18 protein-coding genes are annotated in these 23,783 nt (G+C 67.8%); 5 read left to right on the top strand and 13 right to left on the bottom strand.

The annotated features are described in order from the left end of the window. Window positions 1-9: 9 nt before the first annotated feature. Together E0H50_RS21610 and E0H50_RS21605 are read right to left on the bottom strand one after the other, a co-directional pair. Window positions 10-1,989 (bottom strand): protein meaA, encoded by a 1,980-nt coding sequence (locus tag E0H50_RS21610; protein WP_131291382.1) that lies wholly within the window; start codon window positions 1,987-1,989, stop codon window positions 10-12. An 85-nt stretch (window positions 1,990-2,074) separates the two neighbouring features. Beyond that, the gene (locus E0H50_RS21605) at window positions 2,075-2,407 is read right to left on the bottom strand and encodes an STAS domain-containing protein (RefSeq protein WP_131291380.1); all 333 of its coding nucleotides are present in this window, start codon (window positions 2,405-2,407) and stop codon (window positions 2,075-2,077) included. Between the two features lie 128 nt (window positions 2,408-2,535). On the opposite strand from E0H50_RS21605, the gene E0H50_RS21600 reads away from it, so the two are divergent. Further along, complete coding sequence (locus E0H50_RS21600) at window positions 2,536-2,868, top strand: hypothetical protein (RefSeq protein WP_131292001.1); 333 nt, start codon at window positions 2,536-2,538, stop codon at window positions 2,866-2,868. Window positions 2,869-2,899: 31 nt separating this feature from the next. Then, window positions 2,900-4,552 carry a signal peptide peptidase SppA gene (gene sppA, locus E0H50_RS21595; RefSeq protein WP_131291378.1) on the top strand — a complete coding sequence of 551 codons (1,653 nt, stop codon included), beginning with the start codon at window positions 2,900-2,902 and terminating at the stop codon, window positions 4,550-4,552. Between the two features lie 15 nt (window positions 4,553-4,567). On the opposite strand, the gene E0H50_RS21590 is transcribed toward sppA, so the two are convergent. Next, window positions 4,568-5,149 carry a cob(I)yrinic acid a,c-diamide adenosyltransferase gene (locus E0H50_RS21590; protein WP_131291376.1) on the bottom strand — a complete coding sequence of 194 codons (582 nt, stop codon included), beginning with the start codon at window positions 5,147-5,149 and terminating at the stop codon, window positions 4,568-4,570. A gap of 49 nt (window positions 5,150-5,198) precedes the next feature. Here E0H50_RS21590 and murA point away from each other — a divergent pair, with 49 nt between their 5' ends. Both murA and fabV read left to right on the top strand, forming a co-directional pair. After that, window positions 5,199-6,485 (top strand): UDP-N-acetylglucosamine 1-carboxyvinyltransferase, encoded by a 1,287-nt coding sequence (gene murA, locus E0H50_RS21585; protein ID WP_131291374.1) that lies wholly within the window; start codon window positions 5,199-5,201, stop codon window positions 6,483-6,485. Between the two features lie 13 nt (window positions 6,486-6,498). After that, window positions 6,499-7,665, top strand: coding sequence for an enoyl-[acyl-carrier-protein] reductase FabV (gene fabV / locus E0H50_RS21580; protein WP_131291373.1), 1,167 nt, complete (start codon window positions 6,499-6,501; stop codon window positions 7,663-7,665). Here fabV and E0H50_RS21575 read toward each other — a convergent pair. Together E0H50_RS21575 and E0H50_RS21570 are read right to left on the bottom strand one after the other, a co-directional pair. After that, a complete protein-coding gene (locus tag E0H50_RS21575; protein ID WP_131291371.1) occupies window positions 7,623-8,585 on the bottom strand; it encodes an alpha/beta fold hydrolase in 963 nt (320 codons plus the stop codon). The genes fabV and E0H50_RS21575 overlap by 43 nt on opposite strands. Window positions 8,586-8,629: 44 nt before the next feature. Continuing rightward, window positions 8,630-11,131, bottom strand: a complete 2,502-nt coding sequence (locus E0H50_RS21570; protein WP_131291369.1) for a DEAD/DEAH box helicase — start codon at window positions 11,129-11,131, stop codon at window positions 8,630-8,632. 137 nt (window positions 11,132-11,268) lie between these two features. Here E0H50_RS21570 and E0H50_RS21565 point away from each other — a divergent pair, with 137 nt between their 5' ends. Next, the gene (locus E0H50_RS21565) at window positions 11,269-12,489 is read left to right on the top strand and encodes an SGNH/GDSL hydrolase family protein (protein WP_202868261.1); all 1,221 of its coding nucleotides are present in this window, start codon (window positions 11,269-11,271) and stop codon (window positions 12,487-12,489) included. An 86-nt stretch (window positions 12,490-12,575) separates the two neighbouring features. Here E0H50_RS21565 and E0H50_RS21560 read toward each other — a convergent pair whose 3' ends face one another. The 8 genes from E0H50_RS21560 to E0H50_RS21525 form a co-directional block, all read right to left on the bottom strand. After that, window positions 12,576-14,183 carry a type 2 periplasmic-binding domain-containing protein gene (locus E0H50_RS21560; protein ID WP_131291365.1) on the bottom strand — a complete coding sequence of 536 codons (1,608 nt, stop codon included), beginning with the start codon at window positions 14,181-14,183 and terminating at the stop codon, window positions 12,576-12,578. A 2-nt stretch (window positions 14,184-14,185) separates the two neighbouring features. Next, a complete protein-coding gene (locus E0H50_RS21555) occupies window positions 14,186-15,082 on the bottom strand; it encodes a carbohydrate ABC transporter permease (protein WP_131291364.1) in 897 nt (298 codons plus the stop codon). Further along, window positions 15,079-16,017, bottom strand: coding sequence for an ABC transporter permease (locus E0H50_RS21550; RefSeq protein ID WP_238151123.1), 939 nt, complete (start codon window positions 16,015-16,017; stop codon window positions 15,079-15,081). The genes E0H50_RS21555 and E0H50_RS21550 overlap by 4 nt, the downstream gene beginning before the upstream one ends. A gap of 195 nt (window positions 16,018-16,212) precedes the next feature. Further along, window positions 16,213-17,406 carry a CaiB/BaiF CoA transferase family protein gene (locus E0H50_RS21545; protein ID WP_131291362.1) on the bottom strand — a complete coding sequence of 398 codons (1,194 nt, stop codon included), beginning with the start codon at window positions 17,404-17,406 and terminating at the stop codon, window positions 16,213-16,215. Window positions 17,407-17,413: 7 nt separating this feature from the next. Continuing rightward, on the bottom strand, window positions 17,414-19,267 hold the full coding sequence (locus E0H50_RS21540; protein WP_131291360.1) for a right-handed parallel beta-helix repeat-containing protein: 1,854 nt from the start codon (window positions 19,265-19,267) through the stop codon (window positions 17,414-17,416). A gap of 7 nt (window positions 19,268-19,274) precedes the next feature. Further along, window positions 19,275-21,098, bottom strand: a complete 1,824-nt coding sequence (locus E0H50_RS21535; RefSeq protein ID WP_131291358.1) for a right-handed parallel beta-helix repeat-containing protein — start codon at window positions 21,096-21,098, stop codon at window positions 19,275-19,277. A 6-nt stretch (window positions 21,099-21,104) separates the two neighbouring features. Next, complete coding sequence (locus E0H50_RS21530; protein WP_131291356.1) at window positions 21,105-22,964, bottom strand: right-handed parallel beta-helix repeat-containing protein; 1,860 nt, start codon at window positions 22,962-22,964, stop codon at window positions 21,105-21,107. 21 nt (window positions 22,965-22,985) lie between these two features. Beyond that, the gene (locus E0H50_RS21525) at window positions 22,986-23,774 is read right to left on the bottom strand and encodes an RraA family protein (RefSeq protein ID WP_131291348.1); all 789 of its coding nucleotides are present in this window, start codon (window positions 23,772-23,774) and stop codon (window positions 22,986-22,988) included. Window positions 23,775-23,783: the final 9 nt, after the last annotated feature.

Below are 23,783 nucleotides of genomic sequence, written 5' to 3'. Positions count from 1 at the left end.
CGCCCCAACCTACAACTTGTTGACGCTCCGGATGACATCGACGACGTCGGACATCATGCCGGTGAGGTCGTAGTCCTTCGGTGTGTAGACGGCCGCTACGCCGGCGGCCCGCAGGGCTTTCGCGTCGGCGTCGGGGACGATGCCGCCGACGACGACGGGAACGTCTTCCAGACCGACCTCGCGGAGCCCTTCGACGACCTGCGGGACCAGTTCCATGTGGGAGCCCGACAGGATCGAGAGGCCGACGCAGTGCACGTCCTCGGCGACGGCCGCGGCGACGATCTGCTCGGGGGTCAGGCGGATGCCTTGGTAGATAACCTCGAAGCCGACGTCGCGGGCGCGGACCGCGACCTGCTCGGCGCCGTTCGAGTGGCCGTCCAGACCGGGCTTGCCGACCAGGAGGCGCAGCCGGCCGCCCAGCTCGGTGGACGTGGCGGTGACCTTCTCGCGGACCGCGGCGATCTCGGCGCCACCGCCGGACACCCCGACGGATCCGGCGACACCGGTCGGTGCGCGGTACTCGCCGTACATCTCGCGCAGTACGCCGGCCCATTCCCCGGTGGTCACGCCGGCGCGTGCGCACTCGAGCGTGACGGGCATCAGGTTGTCGGTCGTCTTCGCCGCGGCACGCAGCTTCGACAGGGCGGTGTCGACGGCGGCCGCGTCGCGCTCGGCACGCCAGGTCTGCAACGACTTCAGGGCCGCCGATTCGGCCGCCGGGTCGACGGTCTGGATCGCGGTGTCGAGGTCGGCCGTCAGCGGCGACGGCTCGGTGTTCTCGAACTTGTTCACCCCGACGACGACCTGTTCGCCGGACTCGATCCGCTGCCGCCGCTCGGCATGCGATCCGACGAGGGCCTGCTTGAGGTACCCGCTCTCGACGGCGGCGACCGCGCCGCCCATCGCCTGCACCCGGTCGATCTCCTCGCGCGCCCCCTCGACCAGCTCGTTGACCTTGGCTTCGATCACGTGCGAGCCGTCGAAGATGTCGTCGTACTCGAGCAGGTCGGACTCGTACGCCAGCACCTGCTGCATCCGCAGCGACCACTGCTGGTCCCACGGTCGCGGCAACCCGAGCGCCTCGTTCCACGCCGGCAGCTGGACCGCCCGGGCCCGTGCGTTCTTCGACAGCGTCACCCCGAGCATCTCGAGGACGATCCGCTGCACGTTGTTCTCCGGCTGCGCCTCGGTCAGCCCGAGCGAGTTCACCTGTACGCCGTACCGCAGCCGCCGGGCCTTCGCGTCCGTGACGCCGTACCGCTCCAAGGTCAACGAGTCCCAGAGCTGGACGAAGGCGCGCATCTTGCACGTCTCCTCGATGAACCGCACGCCGGCGTTCACGAAGAACGAGATCCGCTGCACCACGTCCCCGAACCGCTCCGGCGGGACCTGCCCGCCGTCCCGCACCCGGTCGAGGACGGCGATCGCCGTCGACAGCGCGAACGCCAGCTCCTGCACGGGCGTCGCGCCGGCCTCCTGCAGGTGGTAGCTGCAGATGTTGATCGGGTTCCACTTCGGCATGGTGGCGACCGTGTAGGCGATCACGTCGGTCGTCAGCCGCAGCGACGCGTCCGGCGGGAACGCGTACGTCCCGCGCGACAGGTACTCCTTGACGATGTCGTTCTGGGTGGTCCCGGTCAGCTCGTCCGGCAGCGCGCCCTGCTCCTGCGCGGCCACCTGGTACAGCGCGAGCAGCCACATCGCGGGCGCGTTGATCGTCATCGACGTGTTCATCCGCGCGAGCGGGATCTGGTCGAACAGCGCCCGCACGTCGCCCAGGTGCGCGACCGGTACGCCGACCTTCCCGACCTCACCCTTCGCGAGCGGGTGGTCCGCGTCGTACCCGGTCTGGGTCGGCAGGTCGAACGCGACCGACAGCCCGGTCTGGCCCTTCGCGAGGTTCCGCCGGAACAGCGCGTTGGACTCCGCCGCGGACGAGTGGCCCGCGTACGTGCGCATCACCCAGGGTCGATCCTTCTCGGTCGCCATGTACCCGAGAGTAGGACTCTGTGCCCTTGTGAGTCCTCCCCTCGTGACTGGTGTCACCAGGGGTGTGGATCACACCCGACACGACCTAGGCGGTCATCGGCAGCGGTGTTCGCTCGACGTTGAGGACGCGGTGCAGGCGGGTGACCGCGAGGATGCGGACCACCGACGGCATCGGGTGCCAGAGGACGAGTTGCCGGCCGAGCGACTGGGTCCGGCGGTGGGTCGCGACCAGCAGGCCGAGGCCGGTGGCGTCGACCGCGTCGACCTCTTCCAGGTCGACGATCACGTCGCCGTCGGAGGTGTCGATCAGTTCGTTGAGAGTTTGACGGACGTCGCCGACGGTGCGCACGTCCAGGATGCCGGTCAGGTGTACGACGTTGTCACAGGTGTCAGGCTTGCTGTGGGTCGGTGCGAGCATGTCCGTGCCCTCCCGCTCTTCCGGCGGCCCCCGAGGTGTTGCGGCCGCGTGGCAGCTCTGTGTTGGTAAAGACTCCCCGGAGACACGGAAGGTTGCCAAGAGTTCACGATCTTTTGATTCGCGAGACAATGGTGTCCGTGTTCGCCGAGGATTACTTCCTGTTCCCGGTGGTGGCCATCGCCCTGGCCGGTCTGATGGTGCTGCTGTGCCGCTGGGCCTTCTCGAAGGCGAAGGGCGGGTCGCTGGTGCGCCGGGTCGACCATCGCCCGGCCGACCGGGACGCCTTCGGCCTGCTCATCGACATCCGCACCGTGCCGAACTACAACGACGCCCGCGTCCTGGTCAGCCGCCTGAAGGACTTCGGCATCAAGGCCACTGCGGCCCGCACGACCGACGGCTGGACGGTCTACGTCTGGCCGAAGGACGAGGCCGCCGCCCGCGGTCTGCTCGACGTGCCCTGAGTGACCTTTGGCGTGGGTCTAGGGTCTTGGTATGGGGACTCTGCTTGAACTGGACCTGACCCGCGGTGTACTCGAGACGCCGCCCTCCTCTCCCGTGGCGGCGTTCCGTGCGCGCCACCTACCGACGCTGCGCGAGCTGGTAGGCGCGCTCCGGAAGGGGGCGCGTGACGACGGTGTGGTCGGCGTAGTGGCCCACATCGGCGGCAACCGGCTCTCACTGGCCCAGGTGCAGGAGCTGCGTGAGGCGGTGGCTGACTTCCGTACGTCGGGCAAGGCGGCTGTCGCGTGGACCGAGTCCTTCGGCGAGGCCGGACAAGGCACTGTCCCGTACTACCTGGCCACGGCGTTCGACGAGATCTGGCTGCAGCCGTCCGGCGACCTGGCGATCACCGGTGTGTCGGTACAGGCGGTCTTCATCCGCGGTGCGCTCGACAAGGCCGGCGTGATCCCGCAGTTCGGCAAGCGGCGTGAGTACAAGACGGCTGCCGACACGTTCACCGAGCGGGAGATGACCGCGCCTGCCCGCGAGATGGCGTCGCGGCTCGCGGAATCGGCGTACGAGCAGATCGTCGAGGGCATCGCCGTACGGCGGCGTCTGGACAGCGCACGGGTCCGGGAGCTCGTCGACAGCGCGCCCCTGCCCGCACAGGCCGGTCTGGACGCCGGACTGGTCGATCGACTCGGCTACCGGTCGGACGTGTACGACGAGCTCGAGAAGCAGCTCCAGTACGACGACAGGCTGCTGGCCGAGCGGTACATCCGCCGTGGTCCGCGGACGCTCGACGAGGTACGCAAGAACCTCCCCTGGCCGCAGAAGCCGCTGGTAGCGGTCGTCCGCGTGACAGGTGCTATCTCGGTCGGCCGCAACTCCAACAGCCCGATGGGTGGTCCTGGCTCTGGCTCCGACACGGTCGGCGCCGCACTGCGCGCTGTCGCGGACAACGAACGCGTGAAGGCGGTAGTGCTGCGCGTCGACAGCCCAGGTGGTTCGTACGTCGCGTCAGACGCGATCCGCAACGAGGTACTGCGGCTGCGCTCGACCGGACGCCCTGTGATCGCGTCGATGGGCGGTGTGGCCGCATCCGGCGGGTACTTCGTCGCGATGCCGGCCGACGTGATCGTCGCGCAGCCCGGCACGATCACCGGGTCGATCGGGGTCCTCACCGGGAAGGGCGTCGTACGGGATGCGCTGGGGCGGATCGGCATCTCACGCGAGGCCGTGTCCGAGGGCGCGAACGCGCAGATGTTCTCGGCGCAGGAGGAGTTCACCGACGAGCAGTGGGCGCGGCTGGAGGAGATCCTCGACCGCATCTACAAGGACTTCGTCGCCAAGGCCGCACAGGACCGCGGCCTGCCCGAGGAGCAGCTGGAATCGTTGGCCCGCGGACGCGTCTGGACCGGTGCGGACGCGCACAGCCACAAGCTGATCGACGAGCTCGGCGGCTTCCAGCACGCACTGACGCTCGCGTGCAACCGGGCCGGTCTGGACCGCGACGAGATCGCCGTGACCTCCGTACCGCACCGCAACCTGCTCAGTCAGCTGAAGGCGCCGACGACGACCGATGACCTGGCGGTCAGTGCGGCGCCGTTGACGCTCGACGGCCTGACCACCGGTCTCTACAGCGCGCTCGGGTTGCCGCCGGCCGGCGTACTGCGGATGCCCTTCAGCTGGGAAATAGGCTAGTAGCTGGGAGATCGGTTAACCCCGCTCGCCGCCCGGGACCCAGAGGACGTCGCCGCCGGAGGACAGGTTCGCGACGCGGCCGAGGATGAAGAGCAGGTCGGACAGGCGGTTCAGGTACGTGATCGCGAGCAGGTTGACGGACGGGCCGTGCGCCTCGACCGCGGCCCAGCCGGCGCGCTCGGAGCGGCGTACGACGGCGCGGGCGACGTTCAGGTACGCGGCGCCCTCGGTGCCGCCCGGCAGGATGAACGAACGGAGCTTGGTCAAACGGCCGTTGTACTCGTCGCACCAGCCCTCGAGGCGGTCGATGTAGTCCTGGGTGATGCGCAGCGGCGGATACTCCGGGTCGGGCGTGATCGGGTTGCACAGGTCCGCGCCGACGTCGAACAGGTCGTTCTGGATGTGCGTCAGCAGCACCACGATCGCGCTGTTCAGGTGCCCGGCCGCGATGGCCACGCCGATCGCGGAGTTCGCCTCGTCGACCTCGCCGTACGCCGCCAGCCGCGGATCCGTCTTCGAGGTGACGGAGTTGTCGCCGAGGCGGGTCTCGCCGGCGTCTCCGGTGCGGGTGTAGATCCGCGTCAAGTTCACAGCCATGCGAGGACTCTACGCAAAGCCGGATCTGGTCGAACGCTACAGTCGACCGGTGGAACGGTTTCGGATCGCGGGTGAGGCACGGCTCGACGGCGCTGTCGAGGTGGCCGGAGCGAAGAACAGTGTGCTCAAGCTGATGGCGGCAGCGCTGCTGGCGGAGGGTACGACGACGCTGCGGCAGGTGCCGGGCATTCTCGACGTCACGTTCATGGCGCAACTGCTGGACACTCTCGGCTGCGAGGTGACCGTCGACGCGGAGCAGCGGCTCGCGACGATCGCCGTACCGGGCACGATCGGGCACCAGTGCGACTACGACCTGGTCCGCAAGCTGCGCGCGTCGATCTCGGTGCTCGGTCCGCTGCTGGCCCGCTGCGGTCAGGCGGAGGTCGCGCTGCCGGGCGGCGACAACATCGGTTCCCGCGGCCTGAACATGCACGTCGCGGGCCTGGAGTCGATGGGCGCCAAGGTGCACATCGAGCACGGCTTCGTGATCGCCGAGGCGCCGCAGGGGCTGCACGGCGCCGAGGTCTGGCTGGACTTCCCGAGTGTCGGCGCCACCGAGACGATCATGATGGCGGCCGTGCTCGCGCGCGGGACCACGATCATCGAGAACGCCGCCCGCGAGCCGGAGATCCAGGACATCGCGGCGATGCTGGTCGAGATGGGCGCGCAGATCGACGGCGCCGGGTCGCCGCGGATCGAGATCACCGGGGTGAGCGGGCTGCTGCACCCCGTCGACCACGTCGTGGTGCCGGACCGGATCGTGTCCGGCAGCTGGGCGTTCGCGGCCGCCATCACCAAGGGTGATGTGACGATCACCAACGGGCACGCGGAACACCTCGAACTGCCGCTCGACAAGCTGCACAAGGCGGGCGCCGAGATCACCGTGCTGAACCCGGGATTCCGGGTCCGGATGCACGACCGGCCGAAGCCCGTGGACGTCGTGACCCTCCCCTACCCCGGGTTCGCCACCGACCTGCAGGCGTTCGTGATCGCGCTGAACGCGATCAGCGACGGCGCGGCGATGGTCACCGAGAACCTGTTCGAGGGCCGGTTCACGTTCGCGCAGGAGCTGACCCGGCTGGGTGCGCAGATCCAGACCGACGGGCATCACGCGGTGGTTCGCGGCGTACCGCGGCTCTCCGGCGCTCCGGTGGTCGCCTCCGACATCCGCGCGGGCGCCGCCCTGGTGCTGGCCGGTCTCGCCGCCGAGGGCGAGACCCTGGTGTCGGCCGCCCACCACGTGCACCGCGGCTACACCGACTTCGCCGGCAACCTCCGCCGCCTCGGCGCCGACGTCGTCGTGGAACCTGACGACGCAGAAATGTACTGGAGCTAATAAGGTCGTCCGCATGACTGAGCGTGTGGTGAAGCCGGTTGGGCGCGGATTCCTGTTTCTCGACTCCCATCCGGCCGGGTGTGCGCGGGTGGTGCGGGAGATGGCGGCCGAGGTCGAGAGCCGGACGGCGGAGCGTCGTACGGCGCTGGTGATCGGGTCCAGCTCCGGCTACGGGCTCGCGACCACGATCGCCGGCCTCGCGCGGTACGGGATCGACGGCATCGGCATCTGCTTCGAGAAGGCTCCGACGGCACGACGTACGGCGACTGCCGGCTGGTACCGCACCGCGGAGACCGCGGCGCTGGCCGCCGAGCTCGGCCGCTCGTGGAGCTTCGTGAACGCCGACGCCTTCGCGGACACCACCAAGGACGAGGTGCTCGACCTGGTCGCCGAGCAGCTCGGCGGTATCGACCACCTGGTCTACAGCGTCGCCGCGCCGCGCCGCACCGACCCGCGCAACGGCGAGACGTACCAGTCGGTGCTGAAGGCGATCGGCGCCGAGCACACCACGAAGAGCCTCGCGTTCGACGACGGTGCGCCGGTGCTGCAGGAGGTCGGGATCGAGGTCGCGACCGACGACGAGATCGCGCAGACCGTGAAGGTGATGGGCGGCGAGGACTGGACCCGGTGGGTCACCGCCCTCCGGGACCGCGACCTGCTCAAGCCCGGCTTCAACACCGTCGCCCTCACCTACATCGGCTCCGAGCTGACCGGCCCGCTCTACCGCCAAGGCTCGATCGGCGCGGCCAAGGCGGACCTGGAGCAGACCGCGCTGAAGCTGGCCGCGGACGGGGTGACCGCGATGACGTCGGTCAACGGGGCCGCTGTCACCCAGGCGTCGTCCGCGATCCCGGGCATCGGCCTGTACGTCAGCCTGCTGCACAAGGTCACCGGTCTGCAGACGCCGGTGGAGCAGTCGATCGCGCTGTGGGACCAGCTCACCGGCGAGACCCCGTTCGACCTGGACGACGAGGGCCGCATCCGGCTCGACCGCTGGGAACTCAACGACGACATCCAGTCCGCCGTGCGCGCCCAGTGGGAGTCCGCGACCCAGGACAACATCGCCGAGGTGGCCGACGCCGCATGGTTCCTGTCCGAGGTACGCCGCCTGTACGGCTTCGACGTACCGGGTGTGAACTACGACGCCGACACCGAGGTCGACGTCGAGTGGCCGAGCTGACCAGCTGACAGAAGGTCACCGCAGAACGAACGGATCGCGCGGTTGACCAACTCGGGCCGCTCCCAGGGCAGGAAGTGTCCGGCTCCCTTGACCCACAACGGACCGACCGCCCCGGGAAACCCGACCGCGCAGCGCTGCTCGACCTGGTCGTCCTTCGTCACCTGGTCCGTCCCGACGAGGATGAGTGCGGGCTGCTCGACCGGCCGGTCGAGCAGCTCCGGCGCGGACAGCGGCCGGGTGCCCATGACGATCTCGTAGTCGGCGAACGACGCGCGGAGCCGGTCCGCGTCGCCGTACGGCTCGGTCAGGAACGCCAGGTCCTCCTCGTCGAAAGCGTCGGGAGGGCACCACAGGCGATGTCCGTAGAACTCGGCGACGTAGCGCCGCCGCTGCGCCGGCGTGTCCAGCTCCGCGACCAGCGCATCGGCCTCACGTCCCTGGCGGCGAACGTAGTCGTAGACCGCGGATCCGGCGTCTGCCGCCGGGATGCCGGCGGCCGCGAACGCGTCGTCGAGGGCGGGTGTGGAGTCGTCCAGGATCACCAGGCGGTCCACGCGGTCCGGGTGGCGATTGGCCAGATCGATGGCGACCGATGCGCCGAGATCATGACCTGCGACGACGGCACGTTCCCACCCGAGCTTGCCGAACAGAGCTGTCAGGTCGGCGTTGAAGGCGTTGAGGTCGTAGTAGCCGTCCGGCGCGAAGTCGGAGTCGCCGTACCCGCGCAGGTCCGGCGCGACGACATCGAACCCGGCCTCCGCCAGCGGGACGAGGTTGTGCGCCCAGATGCGACTCGTGCAAGGGAATCCGTGCAGGAGCAGCAGCGGTACGCCGCCCGCGCCGCGCCGCCGTACCGCCAGGTGATGCCCGGGGCCGACCTCGACCCGCTGAACCGGCACGATCTCACCAGGAAGACTCACACCTCTGGTCTACACCGCATTCCGGACAGGCTGCTTCCGGAATGTCAGAGCGGCTTGAACGAGATCATTTCGAGGACGAGTTCGGCGGCCTCGTCGGAGGCGTTGAGGTCGACGCTGGCGGTGATGCGCCAGTCGTGGTTGCCTTCGGGGTCGTCGATGATCTGCTGGACCTCCCAGTAGCCCGGGTGCTCCTCGACCAGGAACAGCGCGGGGCCGCGGGCGGCCGGACCGGTGCCCACCACGTCGTGCTCGGCGTAGTACGCCGTACCGGCCTCGGCCCAGCGGCCCGCGTCCCAGCCGGCCGCGGTGTCGAGCTGCCCGAGTTCGGCCCAGCGGTGCAGGGCGAGTAGCTCGACGCGGCGGAACATGGCGTTGCGGACGAGCACGCGGAAAGCCCTGGTGTTCAAGGTGATCCGGCGCGGACCCGCTGGGACCACCTCCGCCTGCGGGACGTCGGTCGGGTTCGTGAGCTCCTCCCACTCGTCGAGCAGGCTGGAGTCGGTCTGGCGGACCACCTCGCCGAGCCACTCGATCAGATCGGTGAGATCGTCGTTCACCTTGTCCGGCGGCACGGTCTGCCGGAGCGCCTTGTACGCATCACTGAGGTAGCGCAGGACGATGCCCTCGGAGCGCGCGAGACCGTAGTACTGGATGAACTCGCCGAAGGTCATCGCCCGCTCGAACATGTCCCGGACCACCGACTTCGGCGACAGGCCGGCCTCGGCGATCCACGGGTGCGTCTGCCGGTACATCTCCAAAGTTGCCTCAAGCAACTCTTCGAGCGGTTTCGGCCAGCTGATGTCCTCGAGCAGCTCCATCCGCTCCTCGTACTCGATACCGTCGGCCTTCATCGAGTTCACCGCCTCGCCCTTGGCGTGGTGCAGCTGCGCCAGCAGGATCGCGCGCGGATCCTCCAGCGTCGCCTCGACCACCGACACCACGTCGAGTGCGTACACGGGGTCCTCGGGGTCGAGCAGATCGAGCGCGGCCAGCGCGAAGGTGGACAGCGGCTGGTTCAGACTGAAGTCCTTCTGCAGGTCCACGGTCAGCCGTAGCGATCGGCCGTTCTCGTCCGGCTCGTCCAGGCGCTCGACGACACCGGCGGTGAGCAGCGTCCGGTAGATCTGGATCGCGCGGCGGATCAGCCGGATCTGCGCCCGGGAGTCCTCGTGGTTGTCCTGCAGCAGGTGCCGCATGCTCGCGAACGCGTCACCGTCGCGGGCGATCACGTTCAGCAGCATCGCGTGGCTGACCCGCATCCGCGACTGCAGCGGCTCCGGTTCGGCGGCGACGAGCCGGTCGAACGTGTCCTCGCCCCAGGTGACGAAACCCTCCGGCGGCTTCTTGCGCTGGACCCGCCGCTGCTTCTTCGGGTCGTCACCGGCCTTCGCGAGCAGCTTGACGTTCTCCACGACGTGGTCCGGCGCCTGGACGACGACCGTGCCGGACGTGTCGTACCCGGCCCGGCCGGCGCGACCAGCGATCTGGTGGAATTCGCGGGCCTTGAGGATGCGCTGCCGGCGGCCGTCGTACTTGCTCAGCGCGGTCAGCAGGACGGTACGGATCGGCACGTTGATCCCGACGCCGAGCGTGTCCGTACCGCAGATGACCTTCAGCAGCCCCGCCTGCGCGAGCTGCTCGACCAGCCGCCGGTACTTCGGCAGCATGCCGGCGTGATGGACGCCGATCCCGTGCATGATCAGCCGCTGCAGGGTCCTGCCGAAGCCGGAGCTGAAGCGGAAGTGCCCGATCAGCTCCTTGATCTTGTCCTTCTCCTCCTTCGTGCAGACGTTGATGCTGGTCAGCGCCTGGGCGCGTTCCAGGGCAGCGGCCTGCGTGAAGTGGACGACGTACACCGGGGCCTGGTGCGTCACCAGGAGTTCGGTGAGCGTCTCGTGCAGCGGCGTGGTGACGTACTTGTAGAGGAGCGGGACCGGTCGCTCGCCGGAAGCGACGATCGCGGTCGGCCGCCCGGTTCTGCGCGAGAGGTCGATCTTGAACCGCTCAACGTCGCCGAGGGTCGCGGACATCAGCACGAACTGCGCCTTCGGCAGCTCGAGCAGCGGCACCTGCCAGGCCCAGCCGCGATCCGGCTCGGAGTAGAAATGGAACTCGTCCATCACCACCTGGCCGACGTCCGCGTCCGCCCCTTCGCGCAGGGCGATGTTCGCCAGGACCTCCGCCGTACAGCAGATGATCGGCGCGCCCGCGTTCACGGAGGCGTCGCCGGTCAGCATGCCGACCTTCTCCGCACCGAACACGTCGCACAACGCGAAGAACTTCTCCGACACCAGCGCCTTGATCGGCGCGGTGTAGAACGTCCGCTGCCCGTTCGCCAGCGCGGCGAAGTGCGCGCCGGTCGCCACCAGACTCTTCCCGGAGCCGGTCGGCGTCGACAGGATCACGTTCGACCCCGTCATCACCTCGATCAGCGCCTCCTCCTGCGCCGGGTACAGCGAGATCCCCTGCTCCCCCACCCAGCTCTGCAGGGCGTCGAACAGGTCGTCAGGCTCGGTGGTCCCCGGCAACATCTCGGTCAGCGTCATCACTACCCATTGTCCCTGACCGGCCAATCCACCGGCTGCCCGGGATATCGACCGTTCGGCTCGCCGGGACGACCGTTCGGCGACAGATTCTCTGCAAACGATTGCATGCGTAGGTATTCGGGGGTGACTTGATGGGCATGACTTTTACTGCGTGGCGCCGGGTGGGCGCGAGTTTGCTGGTGACGGCGGTGAGTGCGGCGGGTCTGGTGGCGGCCGCACCGGATGATGCAGCCACGACGGGAGGTGGTCTGGTCACTACCTGGGGTGCGGCGGACGATATCGCCGGCGGGTCGCTGAGTGACATGACGGTGCGGAACGTGCTGCGGACCTCGGTGGGCGGGAAGGATCTGCGGATCCGGATCTCCAACGCGAACGGGGACCAGCCGCTGGTCTCGGACACGGTGTACGTCGGGCGGCAGGACAGCGGCGCGAGCGTGGTGCCGGGGTCCAGCCGGCGCCTGACGTTCAGCGGCAGTACGACGGTGACGATCCCGCCGGGCGCGATGGCGATCAGCGACCCGCTGCCCGGCACGGTGCCGGCGCTGACCAGCCTGACGGTCAGCCTGCACGTGGTCGGGACGACGGGCGTGATCACCGCGCACAACCGGGCGATGCAGCACAGCTACAAGTCGACGTCCGGCGACCACGCGGCCGACGAGTCGAGTACGGCGTACCAGACGGAGTCCTCGGCGTGGTTCTTCCTGAACGCCGCGATCGTCGAGGCACCGCGGCCGGTGGAGACCGTCGCGACGCTCGGCGACTCGATCACCTCGTCGGTCGGGACGACGATCGACACGAACCGCCGCTGGCCGGACATCCTGGCGGCGCGGTACGCGCAGCTGCCGGAGCCGCGACGGCTGGCGATCTCGAACGAAGGCATCTCGGGGAACCGCGTGCTCGGCGGGATCGCGAAGGCAGGTAGTGCGGGCGCGAGCGCGCTGGCCCGGCTGGACAAGGACGTGCTGACCAAGCCCGGCGTACGGACGGTGCTGGTACTGGAAGGGATCAACGACATCTACGCCGGCGCGACGACCGAGCAGTTGCTCGCCGGGTACCGGCAGCTGATCGCCCGGGTGCACGCCTCCGGCCGCTGCATCGTCGGCGGGACGCTGACGCCGATGGGCAGCTCGTTCGTGTACACGCCGGAGAAGGAGGCGATCCGGCAGGCGGTGAACACGTTCATCCGGACGAGCGGCGAGTTCGACGGCGTGGCCGACTTCGACGCGGCGACCCGTGACCCGGCGGATCCGTCCCGGCTCGCGGCGGCGTACGACGGCGGCGACGGCCTGCACCCGAACGACGCCGGCAACCAGGCCATGGGCGACGCCCCGGACCTCGACTCCCTGCGCTGTCGATAGGCGGCGACAACCGCCGGGGTCCGGGAACAGGCTGTTGCTTGTTCCCGGACCCCATAGGGGGTGCCCAGTTCAGTTCTCGCCCGTGGCTACTTCCGGCCCTGGGCGGACAGTGCCTCCTCGTATTCGTGGCGGATCGCGTCGCCGCTCGACTTGCGCCAGTTGGCGACCGCCTTGTCCCAGTCCTTCAGATCGGAGCGGCCGAGCTGGATCTCCTTGGTCAGCGATTCGAAGTCCTTGTCGGCGACCTTGCCCTTCGTCGAGTCGGTCGACGAGTAGAGCCCGTACGTCGGCTGCAGGATCGCGGTCGGCAGGATCGTCTTGAGGTGGTTGTACGCGACGTCGACGGCGTCGGCGTGGCCGGGGAAATAGACCGGGTATCCACCGTCGGCGAGATACTGGATCGGGAACTCGCCCAGGCACACCTCACTGCGGCCGGCATCGGTCAGGACCGGGTCGGTGCCGTCCAGGGTGTAGTGCCGCCCGGCGAGTCCGAACTTGCGGAACAGGTACTCCTCGGTGCCGAACGGCGCGGCCATCCAGTTCAGCACCCGCAACAGCATCTTGGTCCGCTCCGGCGAGCTGGGCCTGATCGCCGAGATCGAGTTGTTCGGCGAACCCAGCAGGAACCGGCCGACCTTCCCGGCGCTGTCCCGGACGACCGGCAGCGAGATGGCGAAGTTCTTCGTCACGGCGCGCCGGTAGAAGCTCTGGATGGACGAGTAGGTGTCCTGTGTCATCACCGCGGAGCCCTGACTGAACCAGACCTTCTGGTTGTTCTTCGCCACCCCGTCGGGATGGATCAACCCGTCGGCCTGCATCTTCGCGGTGATCGCGAGCATCTCCTTGTACTCCGGGAGCTCCCGGCCGTGCACCAGTCGGCCATCGCGAACCTCCCAGCCGTTCGGCAACCCCAGCATCGCGCTCAGCGCCGCCGTCGGCGGCACCGCGAACGCCCACCGGTTCTTCTTGCCGTCCGTGACCGCCTTGGCGACCGCGTTCAGCTCGTCCACGCCGGGTGAACCGAGCTCGACGCCGAACTGGTCGAGAAGGTCCCGCCGAGCCAGCAGCAGGCTGGACGACATCACGCCGCGCTGGATGGGAACCGCCCGGATTCCGCCGGAGAACACGCAGCCGCGCCAGGAGTCGGGTGACAGGTTGGCCAGGAACGGATACTCCAGGATCGCGTCGCCGGACAGGTACTCGGTCAGGTCCTGGGCCCGGGCTTCGAGGAACTGGGGGAGATAGGAGAACTTCCCGTCGACGTTGAACAGATCACCCAGGGTGTCTCCGGCCACGGAGGTCGCGAACTTGTTGGTGAAATCGGAGCCGGTGGCCGAGGTGATCGTCAGCGCCAGCGGCGAACCGATTCTCCGGTTCAGCTCCTGCCAGTACGGGTTGCGATCGGCGGTCGGCGGAATCGGGTTCGACGTCGGCACCGACCCGGACAGGTCGCTGCCATCGGCCGGTACGCCGCTGGTCACCTTCGTCGGGTTCGCCGGGAACTTGTAGAAGCAGTCCGGCATCAACGGGTGGCTTCGCGGCAGGTCCGGTTTCGGGCCGTCGAAGCGTTTGTACGTCGGGAGCGCGACGGGCTTGTTCAACGCCGCGATATCGGTCGACCGGGTCACCGTCGCGCAACCGCTCAACGCACCGACGGCGGCCGCCGATCCGGCCAGGAAGGTTCGTCTGCGCATCGTCATCCCTTCACCGCCCCGGTCAGCATGCCCTTGGCGAAGTGCCGTTGCAGGAACGGGTACACGATCAGGATCGGCACCAGCGACACCACCAGGATCGCCATCTGGATCGACTCCTGCGGCGGCAGCTGGTCGGCCGACGCGCCGCCGAGATCACCGCTGCTCAGCTCGGTGTTGTTGACGACGTACGTCCGCAGTACCAGCTGCAACGGCCATTTCGCGGTGTCGCTGATGTAGAGCATCGCATTGAAGAACGCGTTCCAGTACCCGACCGCGTAGAACAGCCCGACGACCGCGAGCACCGCCTTCGACAGCGGCAGCACGATCGACCAGAAGATCCGGAAGTCGCCGGCGCCGTCGATCCGGGCCGAGTCCAGCACCGAGTCCGGGATGCCCATGAAGAACGAGCGCAGCACGATCACGTTGAACCCGCTGATCGCCGTCGGCAGGATCAGCGCCAGCAACGAGTCGAGCAGCCCGAACTCCTTCACCACCAGGTAGTTCGGGATCAGGCCGGGGCTGAACAACAGGCTGAACAGCACGATCATCAGGATCGGCCGCTGCCCGAACGACCCCGGCCGGCTGAGCGCGTACGCGAGCATCGTGGAGCCGGCCAGGCTGATCAGCGTGCCGCCGGTGGCGATCACGACGCTGACCAGCAGCGCCCGCTGCACGACGCCGCCGTTGAAGATCGACTTGTAGGCGTCCAGGTTCAGCCCGTCCGGCCAGAGCACGAACCCGCCGGAGTTCGTCACGTGCTGCTGACTGGCGATGCTGGTCGAGATCACGCCGATGAACGGGATGATGACGATCGCGCAGCAGATCAGCAGGACGACGCCTTTGACCGCCCGCGAGGCGGTGCCGGGACCGTCGTCGATCCCTTTCTGAATCGTGCTCATTTCTTGTACACCCCCGCCTCACCGAAGATGTGGGCGATCTTGTTGGCGCCGAGCACCAGGACGACGGCAACAAGCCCCTTGACCAATCCGACCGCGGCCGAGACGCCCCATTGGCCGGCCAGTACGCCGTTGTTGTAGACGTAGGTGTCGAGCACTTCGCTCGCCGGTCTCCCGACCAGGTTCTGCTGCAGGATGATCTGCTCGAACCCGACGGTCAGCGAGTCGCCGAGCCGCAGGATCAGCAGCAGGATGATCAGTCCGCGGATCCCGGGCACCGTGACATGCCACAACTGCCGCCAGCGGGAGGCGCCGTCGACGCGTGCGGCCTCGTACAGCCCTGGATCGATCTGCGTCAGCGCCGCGAGGAACAGGATCGTCCCCCAGCCGGTGTCCTTCCAGATCACCTGACTGGTGAGCAGCGCGATGAAGCCGTCCGGGTTGCCGAGGAAGTCGATCGTGCCCATCCCGTGCTCGCGGAGGAAGTTGTTGATCATGCCGCTGCCGCCGAGGATCTGCTGGAAGATCGCGATCACGATCACCCAGGACAGGAAGTGCGGCAGGTACAGCACAGACTGCACGACCCGCTTGATCCGCTCCGACAGCAGGCTGTTCAGCAGCAGCGCCAGCGCGATCGGCGCCGGGAACACGAAGATCACCTGGACCAGCGTGATCAGCAGCGTGTTCTTGAGTGCATTCAGGAACTCCGGGTCGCCGTTGAAGATCACCGCGAAGTTGTCCCACCCGACCCACGCGCTGCGGCCGAGCGGTACGAACGGCAGGTACTCCTGGAACGCGATCAGGTTCCCGAGCAGCGGCAGGTAGTGGAACACCAGCAGCAGCGCCAGCCCGGGCAGCGCCATCAGCAGCAGGATCTTGTCCCGGCGGGCGCGCGCCCACCAGGACAGCGGCTTCGCCGAAGGTCTACTGTCCGTCACGGTCCCCGGTGGTCCGGAGCCCGTCGGTCTTCCGGCCGTGGTCTGTCGGCTGGGGATTCGTTCTGTTTGAGCCACGCGACACTCCCAGGTCGTAGCCCCCCACGGTTGGAGAGCGCTTTCCCGTTCTCCTTTGTTCGACTGTGTCGTGTCTTGGGGTCAACCGCAGCTTCGGTCGGAGTGTCTGGCGGAAACTGGTCAGGCGTTCCGGCGCCGCACCGCGCCCTCGTCCAGGAGGGCCTGGCGTGTTGCCGGGGAGATGCCGAGTTCAGCCAGCAGCTCATCGGTGTGCTCGCCGACGAGCGGAGCAGGACGGTGTACGTCGGCCGGTGTGCGGCTGAAGCGGTACGGGAACCCCGGCGTGGTCACAGTGCCCTCGGTCGGGTGCTCGTACGTCACGAACGACTCGTTGTGCAGTACCTGCGGGTCCGTGCGCACGTCGTCGTACGAGAGCACCGGGCCGCACCACACGCCGCGCTCACGCAGCTTGAGCATCCAGTGCTCGGTCGTCTCTCGTCGCAACGCAGTAGACACCGCAGCGGCGATCTCGTCCCGCCGTGCGAAACCGTCGCGCTCCGCATCCAGTCCGGCGAGCTGCGGCGCGTCCAGTACCTCCGCCAGTACAGGCAGGTTCGCAAACGCCAGCGAGATGTACCCGTCGGCAGCGGTGAAGATCCCGTACGGCGCGCGGATGTAACTGTGCGCATGCACCTCCTCGGACCGCGTCTGCGGTACGCCGCCAACAGTGTGCACCGACAGCTCCTGCATCTGTAGAGCGATCACCGCGTCCAGCATGTTCACCTGGACGAGCTGCCCCTCGCCAGTCCGCTCCCGGTGCAGCAGGGCTGCCAGCACGCCTTCGAACGCGCTGTACGCCGTGACGGCGTCGGCCAGGAAGTACGGCGCGGCGACGGGTGGCTCGTCCGGTCGGCCGGCGCTGAACAGGGCACCACTCATCGCCTGTACCAGCAGGTCCTGTCCGGGCCACTCGGCGTACGGACCGCTCTCGCCGTACCCGGAGATCGACACATAGACCAGTGAGGGCTTCAGTGCGCGCAGGGTGTCGTAGTCGACGCCCAGGCGTGCAGCGACGCCCGGCCGGTAGTTCTGCAGGAACACGTCTGTTGTGCGCACCAGCTCGTACAGGAGCTCGCGACCCGCGTCGGACTTCAGGTCGACGGCCAGGCTGCGCTTGTTGCGGTTCAGCGACAGGAAGGACGCGTTGATCTCGTTGCCGGTCGCGCCGCCGGCGGCGGTGTGCCGTTGCCATTCACCGGTGACGGGCTCGACCTTGACCACGTCGGCACCGAGGTCGCCGAGCCGCATCGCCGCCAGCGGCCCGGCCATCGCCACCGACAGATCGAGTACCCGGTAGCCACCCAGAATGTTCATGACCTCTCTAGGGCTTCTCGTAGGGGAACGACGGCAGTACGCCGATCTGGTCGTACTGCATCCGGGAGTCGTCGAACCCGGCCTCCCAGCTCACGTTCGCGAACGTGTCGCACGGTCCCGCCGACGGCCCGTGGTACGGGTCGCTCTCGGTGTTCGTCACCTTGATGTCCGAGAACGCGAACCCGCAGCCGCCGAAGTCCATGTGCACGCCGTACGGTTTCGCGTCCGGCATCGACGGGTCGGCGTTCGCGTCGTCGATGATCAGCTGCGACACGGACGCGTCCGGGGTGTACGGCGGTTCGTTGCGGACGCCGTACGCGTAGAACGGACCGGTGTCGCCACTGTCCTGCGCCAGATGCGACAGCCGGACGAACTTGACCGTGTTGCCGCCGGTGTAGTTGTCCGCGTTCGGGATCTCCGGCCGCGACTCGATGCTGATGCCGTACCGCGCGCCGTGCTCGACCACCGTATGACTCACGAGGTTGCCGCCGCTGTTCATGATCTCGACGCCGGCCGAGTCGCCGGGCACCAGTTCGCCGATGTGGTGGATGTAGTTGTTCGTGAACGTGTTGCCATGGGCAAGGTCACCTTCGCCGGGCCAGCCGCCCTCGATCTTGATGCCGTCGTTGCCGAGATGCTCGAGCAGACTGTCCGAGACCGTGGTGTTCTCGTTCGCGAACAGCAACTCGATCGCGGTGAACCCGGTCTGCTGGATGTGCAGCCCGGTCAGCTTCACCCCGCGCGTGTTGGTGAGCGTGATCGCACCCCACCGGTTCCGCGGCAGCTCGATCTGGGTGTCGTACTTCGGGTACTTGTGCTTGTTGCCCGAGTCGCCCGTCCCGTTCCAGCCGTAGCGGTACCAGTCCATGAAGTCGGTGTGCTGGATGGTCAGGCCGTCGAGCGTCAGGTTCTCCACCCGCTGGTTCGGGGACGCGCCTGCGATCGAGAACACCTGCGTCTGCGTCGGCCGGAAGACCTTGACACCGTCCATGGTGCCGCCGGCCGGCTTGTAGTACAGGGTCTTCGCCGGGTAGTCCAGGTAGTACTCGCCGGCCTGGTCGAGCAGGCTCAGCGAGTTCTGCACGTAGTACCGCGAGCCGCCGCCGGAGTTGATGAAGCCGTACCGCGCCGGGTACACCAGCGTGGTCCGCTTCTTGGTGAAGTTGATGTCGAGCATCGGGATCGTGTCGGTGAACCACGACCACGAGCCGCCCGACCACACCGTCACCTGCGCGGGCCACGACGTACCGAGCCGAAGATCCCAGGACGGGTCGATGTCACCGGTGTTGAACCCGAGCTGGTCGCGCACCGCTTCCTTGGTCGGGTCGAACAGGATCGACCGCAGGTACGGCGCCCACTTGTCGTCGGACGCCCGGTTCGGGTAGCGGGCCGTCGTAGCACGTTCGCCGTCGGCGTACAGGCTGTAGAACGGCTGGGTGATGTCGACGGGCGCCTTGAAGATGCCGTCCTTGTACGACGTCCAGCCGGTCACCTCCCGCCCCGCCTCGAAGACGGCCTTCCCCGGTCCGTCCGCGCTCCGGTACGTGACCCCGGAGTCGCGCTGGTCGAAGGTGATCGTTTTGTCGACCTGGTAGGTCCCGGCCTTGAGGTTCACCACCGTGGTGCAGCCGGCATGACCCCCCGACCGCAGGGTGTCCCGAGCATGCTCGATCGTCTTCCACGGCTGCCGTTCCGTGCCTGTGCCGGCGTCGTTCCCGGCAGGAGACACCCAGTACGCCTTGCATCCGGCCCGATCGGCGGCAGGTGCCGCACCGGCTCCGAGAGCCGAGCCGCCGAAGACCGCCGCGGGCACCAGCAGACCGACCGCGAGGCCGATCACGAGTCCTGAGCGTGTCGACATCCTCAGGTCACCGCCCTTCCACGTCGTACGGGAACGAGGGCAGTACGCCGATCTTGTCGTACTCCATCCGCCCTGGGTCGAAACCGGCCACCCAGTTGGCGTTGGTCACCTCGTTGCACTGATAGGACTGGTACTTGTCGTCGGTCACCGTCCCGATCTCGATGTCGGAGAAGCTGAATCCGCAGCCGCCCGCGTCCATGTGCACGCCGCGCGTGCCGCTGTCCGGCATCGAGTCGTCCGGGATCACGTCGGTGACGACCAGCTGCCGCACCGTGTTCTGGATCGGATGCGGCTCCTGGTTGTCGATGCCATAGGTGTAGAACGCGCCCATGTCGCCGCTGTCCAGGCCGGTCTTCTCCAGCCGGATGTAGGAGAACTCGTTGTTGAGTGCGTAGCCCTCGCCGTCCTTCACCTCGGGCCGGGCCTCGAGACTGATGCCGTAGCGCGCGCTGTGCTTCACGACGACGTGCGAGATCTTGTTGCTCCCGGTGTCCATCAGCTCGATCCCGGCCGCGTCACCCGGCACGAGCTCGCCGACGTGGTCGATGTAGAGGTTGGTGAAGGTGTTGTGGTTCGCGACGTCGCCCTCACCCGGGTACGGGCCCTCGACCTTGATGCCGTCGGCACCGATGTTCTCCAGCAGGCTGTCGGCGATCGTCACGTGGTCGTTGGCCGACAGCAGGTAGACGCCGTGGTAGCCGGTGTCCCGCAGGTGCAACCCGGTCAGGTCGACGTTACGGGTGTTGGTCAGGGTGACCGCGCCGTACCGGTTGCGGGTCATCTCGATCTGGCGGTCGTACTCCTTGTACTTGTGCTTCTGGCCGGAGTCACCCGCGCTGATCCAGCCCGAGCGGTACCACTGCATGAAGTCGGTGTTCGCGATCCCGAGACCGTCGAACGCGATGTCGTGCAGCCGGCGCGTGGGCGTGACACCGGCCAGCGACAGCACCTGGGTCTGCGTCGGACGCAGGACCCGCTTGCCGTCCATCGTGCCGCCACGCGGCTTGTAGTACAGCTCCTTGTTCGCCCAGTCGAGGTAGTACTCGTCCTCGGCGTCGAGCAGGTCCAGCGAGTTCTGGACGAAGTACCGCGAACCGGACCGCGAGTTCATCATCGCGTACCGGGTCCAGTAGTCCAGGGTGACCTTGTTGTCCTTCCAGTCCGGGTTCTTGATCGGCACCGTGTCGGTGAACCAGCTCCAGGAGCCGCCCGACCAGATCATCAGCTGGGCCGGCCAGTCGGTGTAGCTGCCGAGGTTCCAGGTCTCGTCCCACTCGCCCTCGGTGAAGCCCACCTGGTCGCGGATGGCCTCCTTCTCCGGCTCGATCAGGACCGACTTCAGGTACGGCGCCCACTCCTCGTCGGAGCGCCGGTTCGGGTACCGCGCGGTCGTCGCCCGCTCGCCGTCGACGTACAGCGTGTAGAACGGCTGGTCGACGTCGACCTTCGCCTTGAAGATGCCGTCCTTGTACGGCGTCCAGCCGGTCACCTCGCGCCCCGCGTCCAGGACGGCCTTGCCCGGACCGTCCACGCTCCGGTAGGTGACCCCGGAGTCGCGGTCGTCGAACGTGATCGTCTTGTCGACCTGGTACGTACCGGCCTTCAGATTCACGACAGGCGGACAACTGGCGTGTGCCCGCACCCGCAACGTGTCCCGTGCGTGCTCGATCGACCGCCAGGGCTTCCGTTCCGTACCCGGGCCGGTGTCATTCCCAGTGGGCGCCACCCAGTAGGCACCGCAGTCCTGGGTCGGCGTCCCGGTCCCCACTGCAGAGCTCGCGCCGGCCACCGCCAGCACCGTACCGGCAACTATTCCGACGAGCAGCTTCATGTGCGCTCACCGACCCGTCACGTCGTACGGGAAGGTGGGCAGTACGCCGATCTTGTCGTACTCCATCTTCGACGCGTCGAAGCCCTCGACCCAGTCGGCGTTCGTCACCTCGTTGCACTGGTACGACTGGTACTTCTGGTCGGTCACCTTCCCGACCTGCACGTTGCTGAACGCGAATCCGCACCCACCGGCGTCCATGTGCACGCCACGGGTACCGCCGGCGTCCGGCATCGACGGGTCCGGGACGACGTCGCCGACGACCAGCTGGTCGACGGTGTTCTGCACCGGGTGCGGGTCCTGGTTGTCGACACCGTACGTGTAGAACGCGCCCATGTCGCCGCTGTCCAGGCCCAGTTCCTCGAGCTTGATGTACTTGAACGTGTTCCCGCTCGCGTACTGGTCGCCGTCCTTCACCTCCGGCCGCGACTCCAGGCTGATGCCGTAGCGGGCACCGTGCTTCACCTCGACGTTGGTCACCGTGTTGTTGCCGGTGTCCATCAGCTCGACGCCCGCCGAGTCACCCGGGACCAGCTCACCGATGTGGTCGATGAACACGTTGGAGATCGTGTGGTGGTTGCTCAGGTCGCCTTCACCCGGCCAGCCGCCCTCGACCTTGATGCCGTCGGCGCCGATGTTCTCCAGCAGGCTGTCGGTGATCCTGGTGTGGTCGTTGGCGAACAGCAGGTAGATGCCGGTGAAGCCGGTGTCGGACAGGTGCAGCCGGCTCAGGTCGATGTTGCTCGTGTTGGTCAGCGTGATCGCACCGAACCGGTTCCGCGGCATCTCGATCTGCCGGTCGTACTCCGGATACTTGTGCTCGACACCCGCGTCGCCACCGGCCACCCAGCCGTTGCGGTACCAGCTGACGAAGTCGGAGTACTGCACACCGATCCCGTCGAACGTGACGTCGTGCAGCCGGTCCTGCGGTGACTTGCCGGCCAGGTTCAGCACTGTCTTCACCGTCGGCCGCAGTACCTTGACGCCGTCCATGCTGCCGGCACGTGGCTTGTAGTAGACCTCACCGGCCTTGTTGTCGACGTAGTACTCCCCTGCCTGGTCCAGGAAGCTCAGCGAGTTCTGGAAGTAGTAGCGGGAGCCGCCGCGGCTGTTGACCATCGCGTAGCGGGTCCAGTACTTCAGCGTGGTCTGGGTCTTCTTGAAGTTGGTGTCCAGCAGCGGAATGGTGTCGGTGAACCAGGACCACGAGCCACCGGACCAGATCGTCACCGACGCCTGGCTCATGTCCCAGGTGGGGTCCCAGTCACCGGGCTTGCCCCACAGCCAGTTGCGGACGTCCATCTTGTCCTCTTCGTAGAGGATCGACGTCAGGTACGGCGACCACGTGTCGTCGCTGCCCCGGTTGGGATAGCGGGCGTTGGTGGCCCGCTTGCCGTCCTCGAACAGCGTGTAGAACGGTTTCGAGGCGTCGAACTTGGCCTTGTAGATGCCGTTCGCGGTCGGAGTCCAGCCGGTGATCTCCTCGGCGCCCTGGAGCTGCGCCTTACCGGGACCGTCGACGCTGCGGTACACGACCCGGTGGCCGTTCTTCCCGGAGTCCTGTTCGTTCAGGTCGATGGTGGACGCCACCGGGTAGTCACCGGCCTTGAGGTTGACTGTGATGTCACAGTTCATCCGGTCGTTGAGGTGGTTGTTCCGGATCTCGTCACGGGCCCGGGTCACGGTCTTCCACGGGCTCTTCTCGGTGCCCTTGGCGGAGTCGTTGCCGCTGGGTGCGACCCAGAAGGTCTTGCAGTCGACAGCACCTGCGGGCTGGGCGTTGAACTGGATCGCCGCGACGGTCACCAGGGCAGCCGCGACCACCCCGGCGCCGACGCTGAGCGTCGTACGCCTGGTCTTTCTGGACATGTTGGGCGGGGTCCTCTCGGGTCAGTGATTCCCGTTCTCAGATCTCCAGCGCTCGTACTCGAGACGGGTCTTCTCGGTCAGGGGGTAGTAGTCACGCAACGGGGCGCCTTCGTCGATCCGGCGCCGGCTGAACTTCTCCCACTCGTCGTGCTCGGCGGCCGCCTGGATGACGGACTCCGCACGCTGCCTGGGGACGACGACGGCACCGTCGTCGTCGGCGAGCACCAGGTCTCCCGGCAGCGTGAGGACGCCGCCGACCGCCACCGGGACGTTGTACGCCCACGGGAACAGCTCGGACTGGGACGCGTAGTGCGGGGTGGCTCCGGTGGACCAGATCGGGACGTCGAGCTCCGACACCCGGGGGACGTCGCGGATCCGGCCGTCGACGACGATGCCGGCCCCGCCGCGGAGCTTGAAGTAGCGGACCAGCATGTCGCCGAAGCAGCCCGTGGTGTGGCTGCCGTAGGCCTGGACCACCAGGACGTCGCCGGGCTGGATCTCGTCGAGCACGGCCCACAGCGCCGTACTGCGCTCGATGTACTCCTGGGTCTGCCCGTCGGCGATGTCCTCGCGCTGCGGCATGAACTGCAGGGTCAGCGCGCGGCCGACCACCTTCTTGCCGGGGAACATGCTGGTCGGACCGTCGACGAAGGTCCGGCGGATGCCCTGGTTGTGCAACCGGGCGCAGGCGGTGGCCGACCCGATCTCCGACAGCCGCGACACCAGGTCGGGATCCGGCGCGGGCGGGGTGTCGCCGCGCACCGGCAGATCCCAGACGGGCGTCACCGGAGCTTGTTCCGTGCTGCTCATATGTCTCCT

This window comes from Kribbella sindirgiensis (assembly GCF_004331435.1).
GTDB lineage: Bacteria > Actinomycetota > Actinomycetes > Propionibacteriales > Kribbellaceae > Kribbella > Kribbella sindirgiensis.
The sequence above is the reverse complement of the archived record's forward strand: the minus strand, read 5'-3'. Positions and strand labels throughout refer to the sequence as shown.

Coding starts and splice junctions, on each gene's coding strand:
- E0H50_RS21610 (WP_131291382.1), bottom strand. CDS start 1,989: ATGGCGACCGAGAAGGATCGACCCTGGGTGATGCGCACGTACGCGGGC.
- E0H50_RS21605 (WP_131291380.1), bottom strand. CDS start 2,407: ATGCTCGCACCGACCCACAGCAAGCCTGACACCTGTGACAACGTCGTA.
- E0H50_RS21600 (WP_131292001.1), top strand. CDS start 2,536: ATGGTGTCCGTGTTCGCCGAGGATTACTTCCTGTTCCCGGTGGTGGCC.
- sppA (WP_131291378.1), top strand. CDS start 2,900: ATGGGGACTCTGCTTGAACTGGACCTGACCCGCGGTGTACTCGAGACG.
- E0H50_RS21590 (WP_131291376.1), bottom strand. CDS start 5,149: ATGGCTGTGAACTTGACGCGGATCTACACCCGCACCGGAGACGCCGGC.
- fabV (WP_131291373.1), top strand. CDS start 6,499: ATGACTGAGCGTGTGGTGAAGCCGGTTGGGCGCGGATTCCTGTTTCTC.
- E0H50_RS21570 (WP_131291369.1), bottom strand. CDS start 11,131: ATGACGCTGACCGAGATGTTGCCGGGGACCACCGAGCCTGACGACCTG.
- E0H50_RS21565 (WP_202868261.1), top strand. CDS start 11,269: ATGACTTTTACTGCGTGGCGCCGGGTGGGCGCGAGTTTGCTGGTGACG.
- E0H50_RS21560 (WP_131291365.1), bottom strand. CDS start 14,183: ATGCGCAGACGAACCTTCCTGGCCGGATCGGCGGCCGCCGTCGGTGCG.
- E0H50_RS21555 (WP_131291364.1), bottom strand. CDS start 15,082: ATGAGCACGATTCAGAAAGGGATCGACGACGGTCCCGGCACCGCCTCG.
- E0H50_RS21545 (WP_131291362.1), bottom strand. CDS start 17,406: ATGAACATTCTGGGTGGCTACCGGGTACTCGATCTGTCGGTGGCGATG.
- E0H50_RS21540 (WP_131291360.1), bottom strand. CDS start 19,267: ATGTCGACACGCTCAGGACTCGTGATCGGCCTCGCGGTCGGTCTGCTG.
- E0H50_RS21535 (WP_131291358.1), bottom strand. CDS start 21,098: ATGAAGCTGCTCGTCGGAATAGTTGCCGGTACGGTGCTGGCGGTGGCC.
- E0H50_RS21530 (WP_131291356.1), bottom strand. CDS start 22,964: ATGTCCAGAAAGACCAGGCGTACGACGCTCAGCGTCGGCGCCGGGGTG.
- E0H50_RS21525 (WP_131291348.1), bottom strand. CDS start 23,774: ATGAGCAGCACGGAACAAGCTCCGGTGACGCCCGTCTGGGATCTGCCG.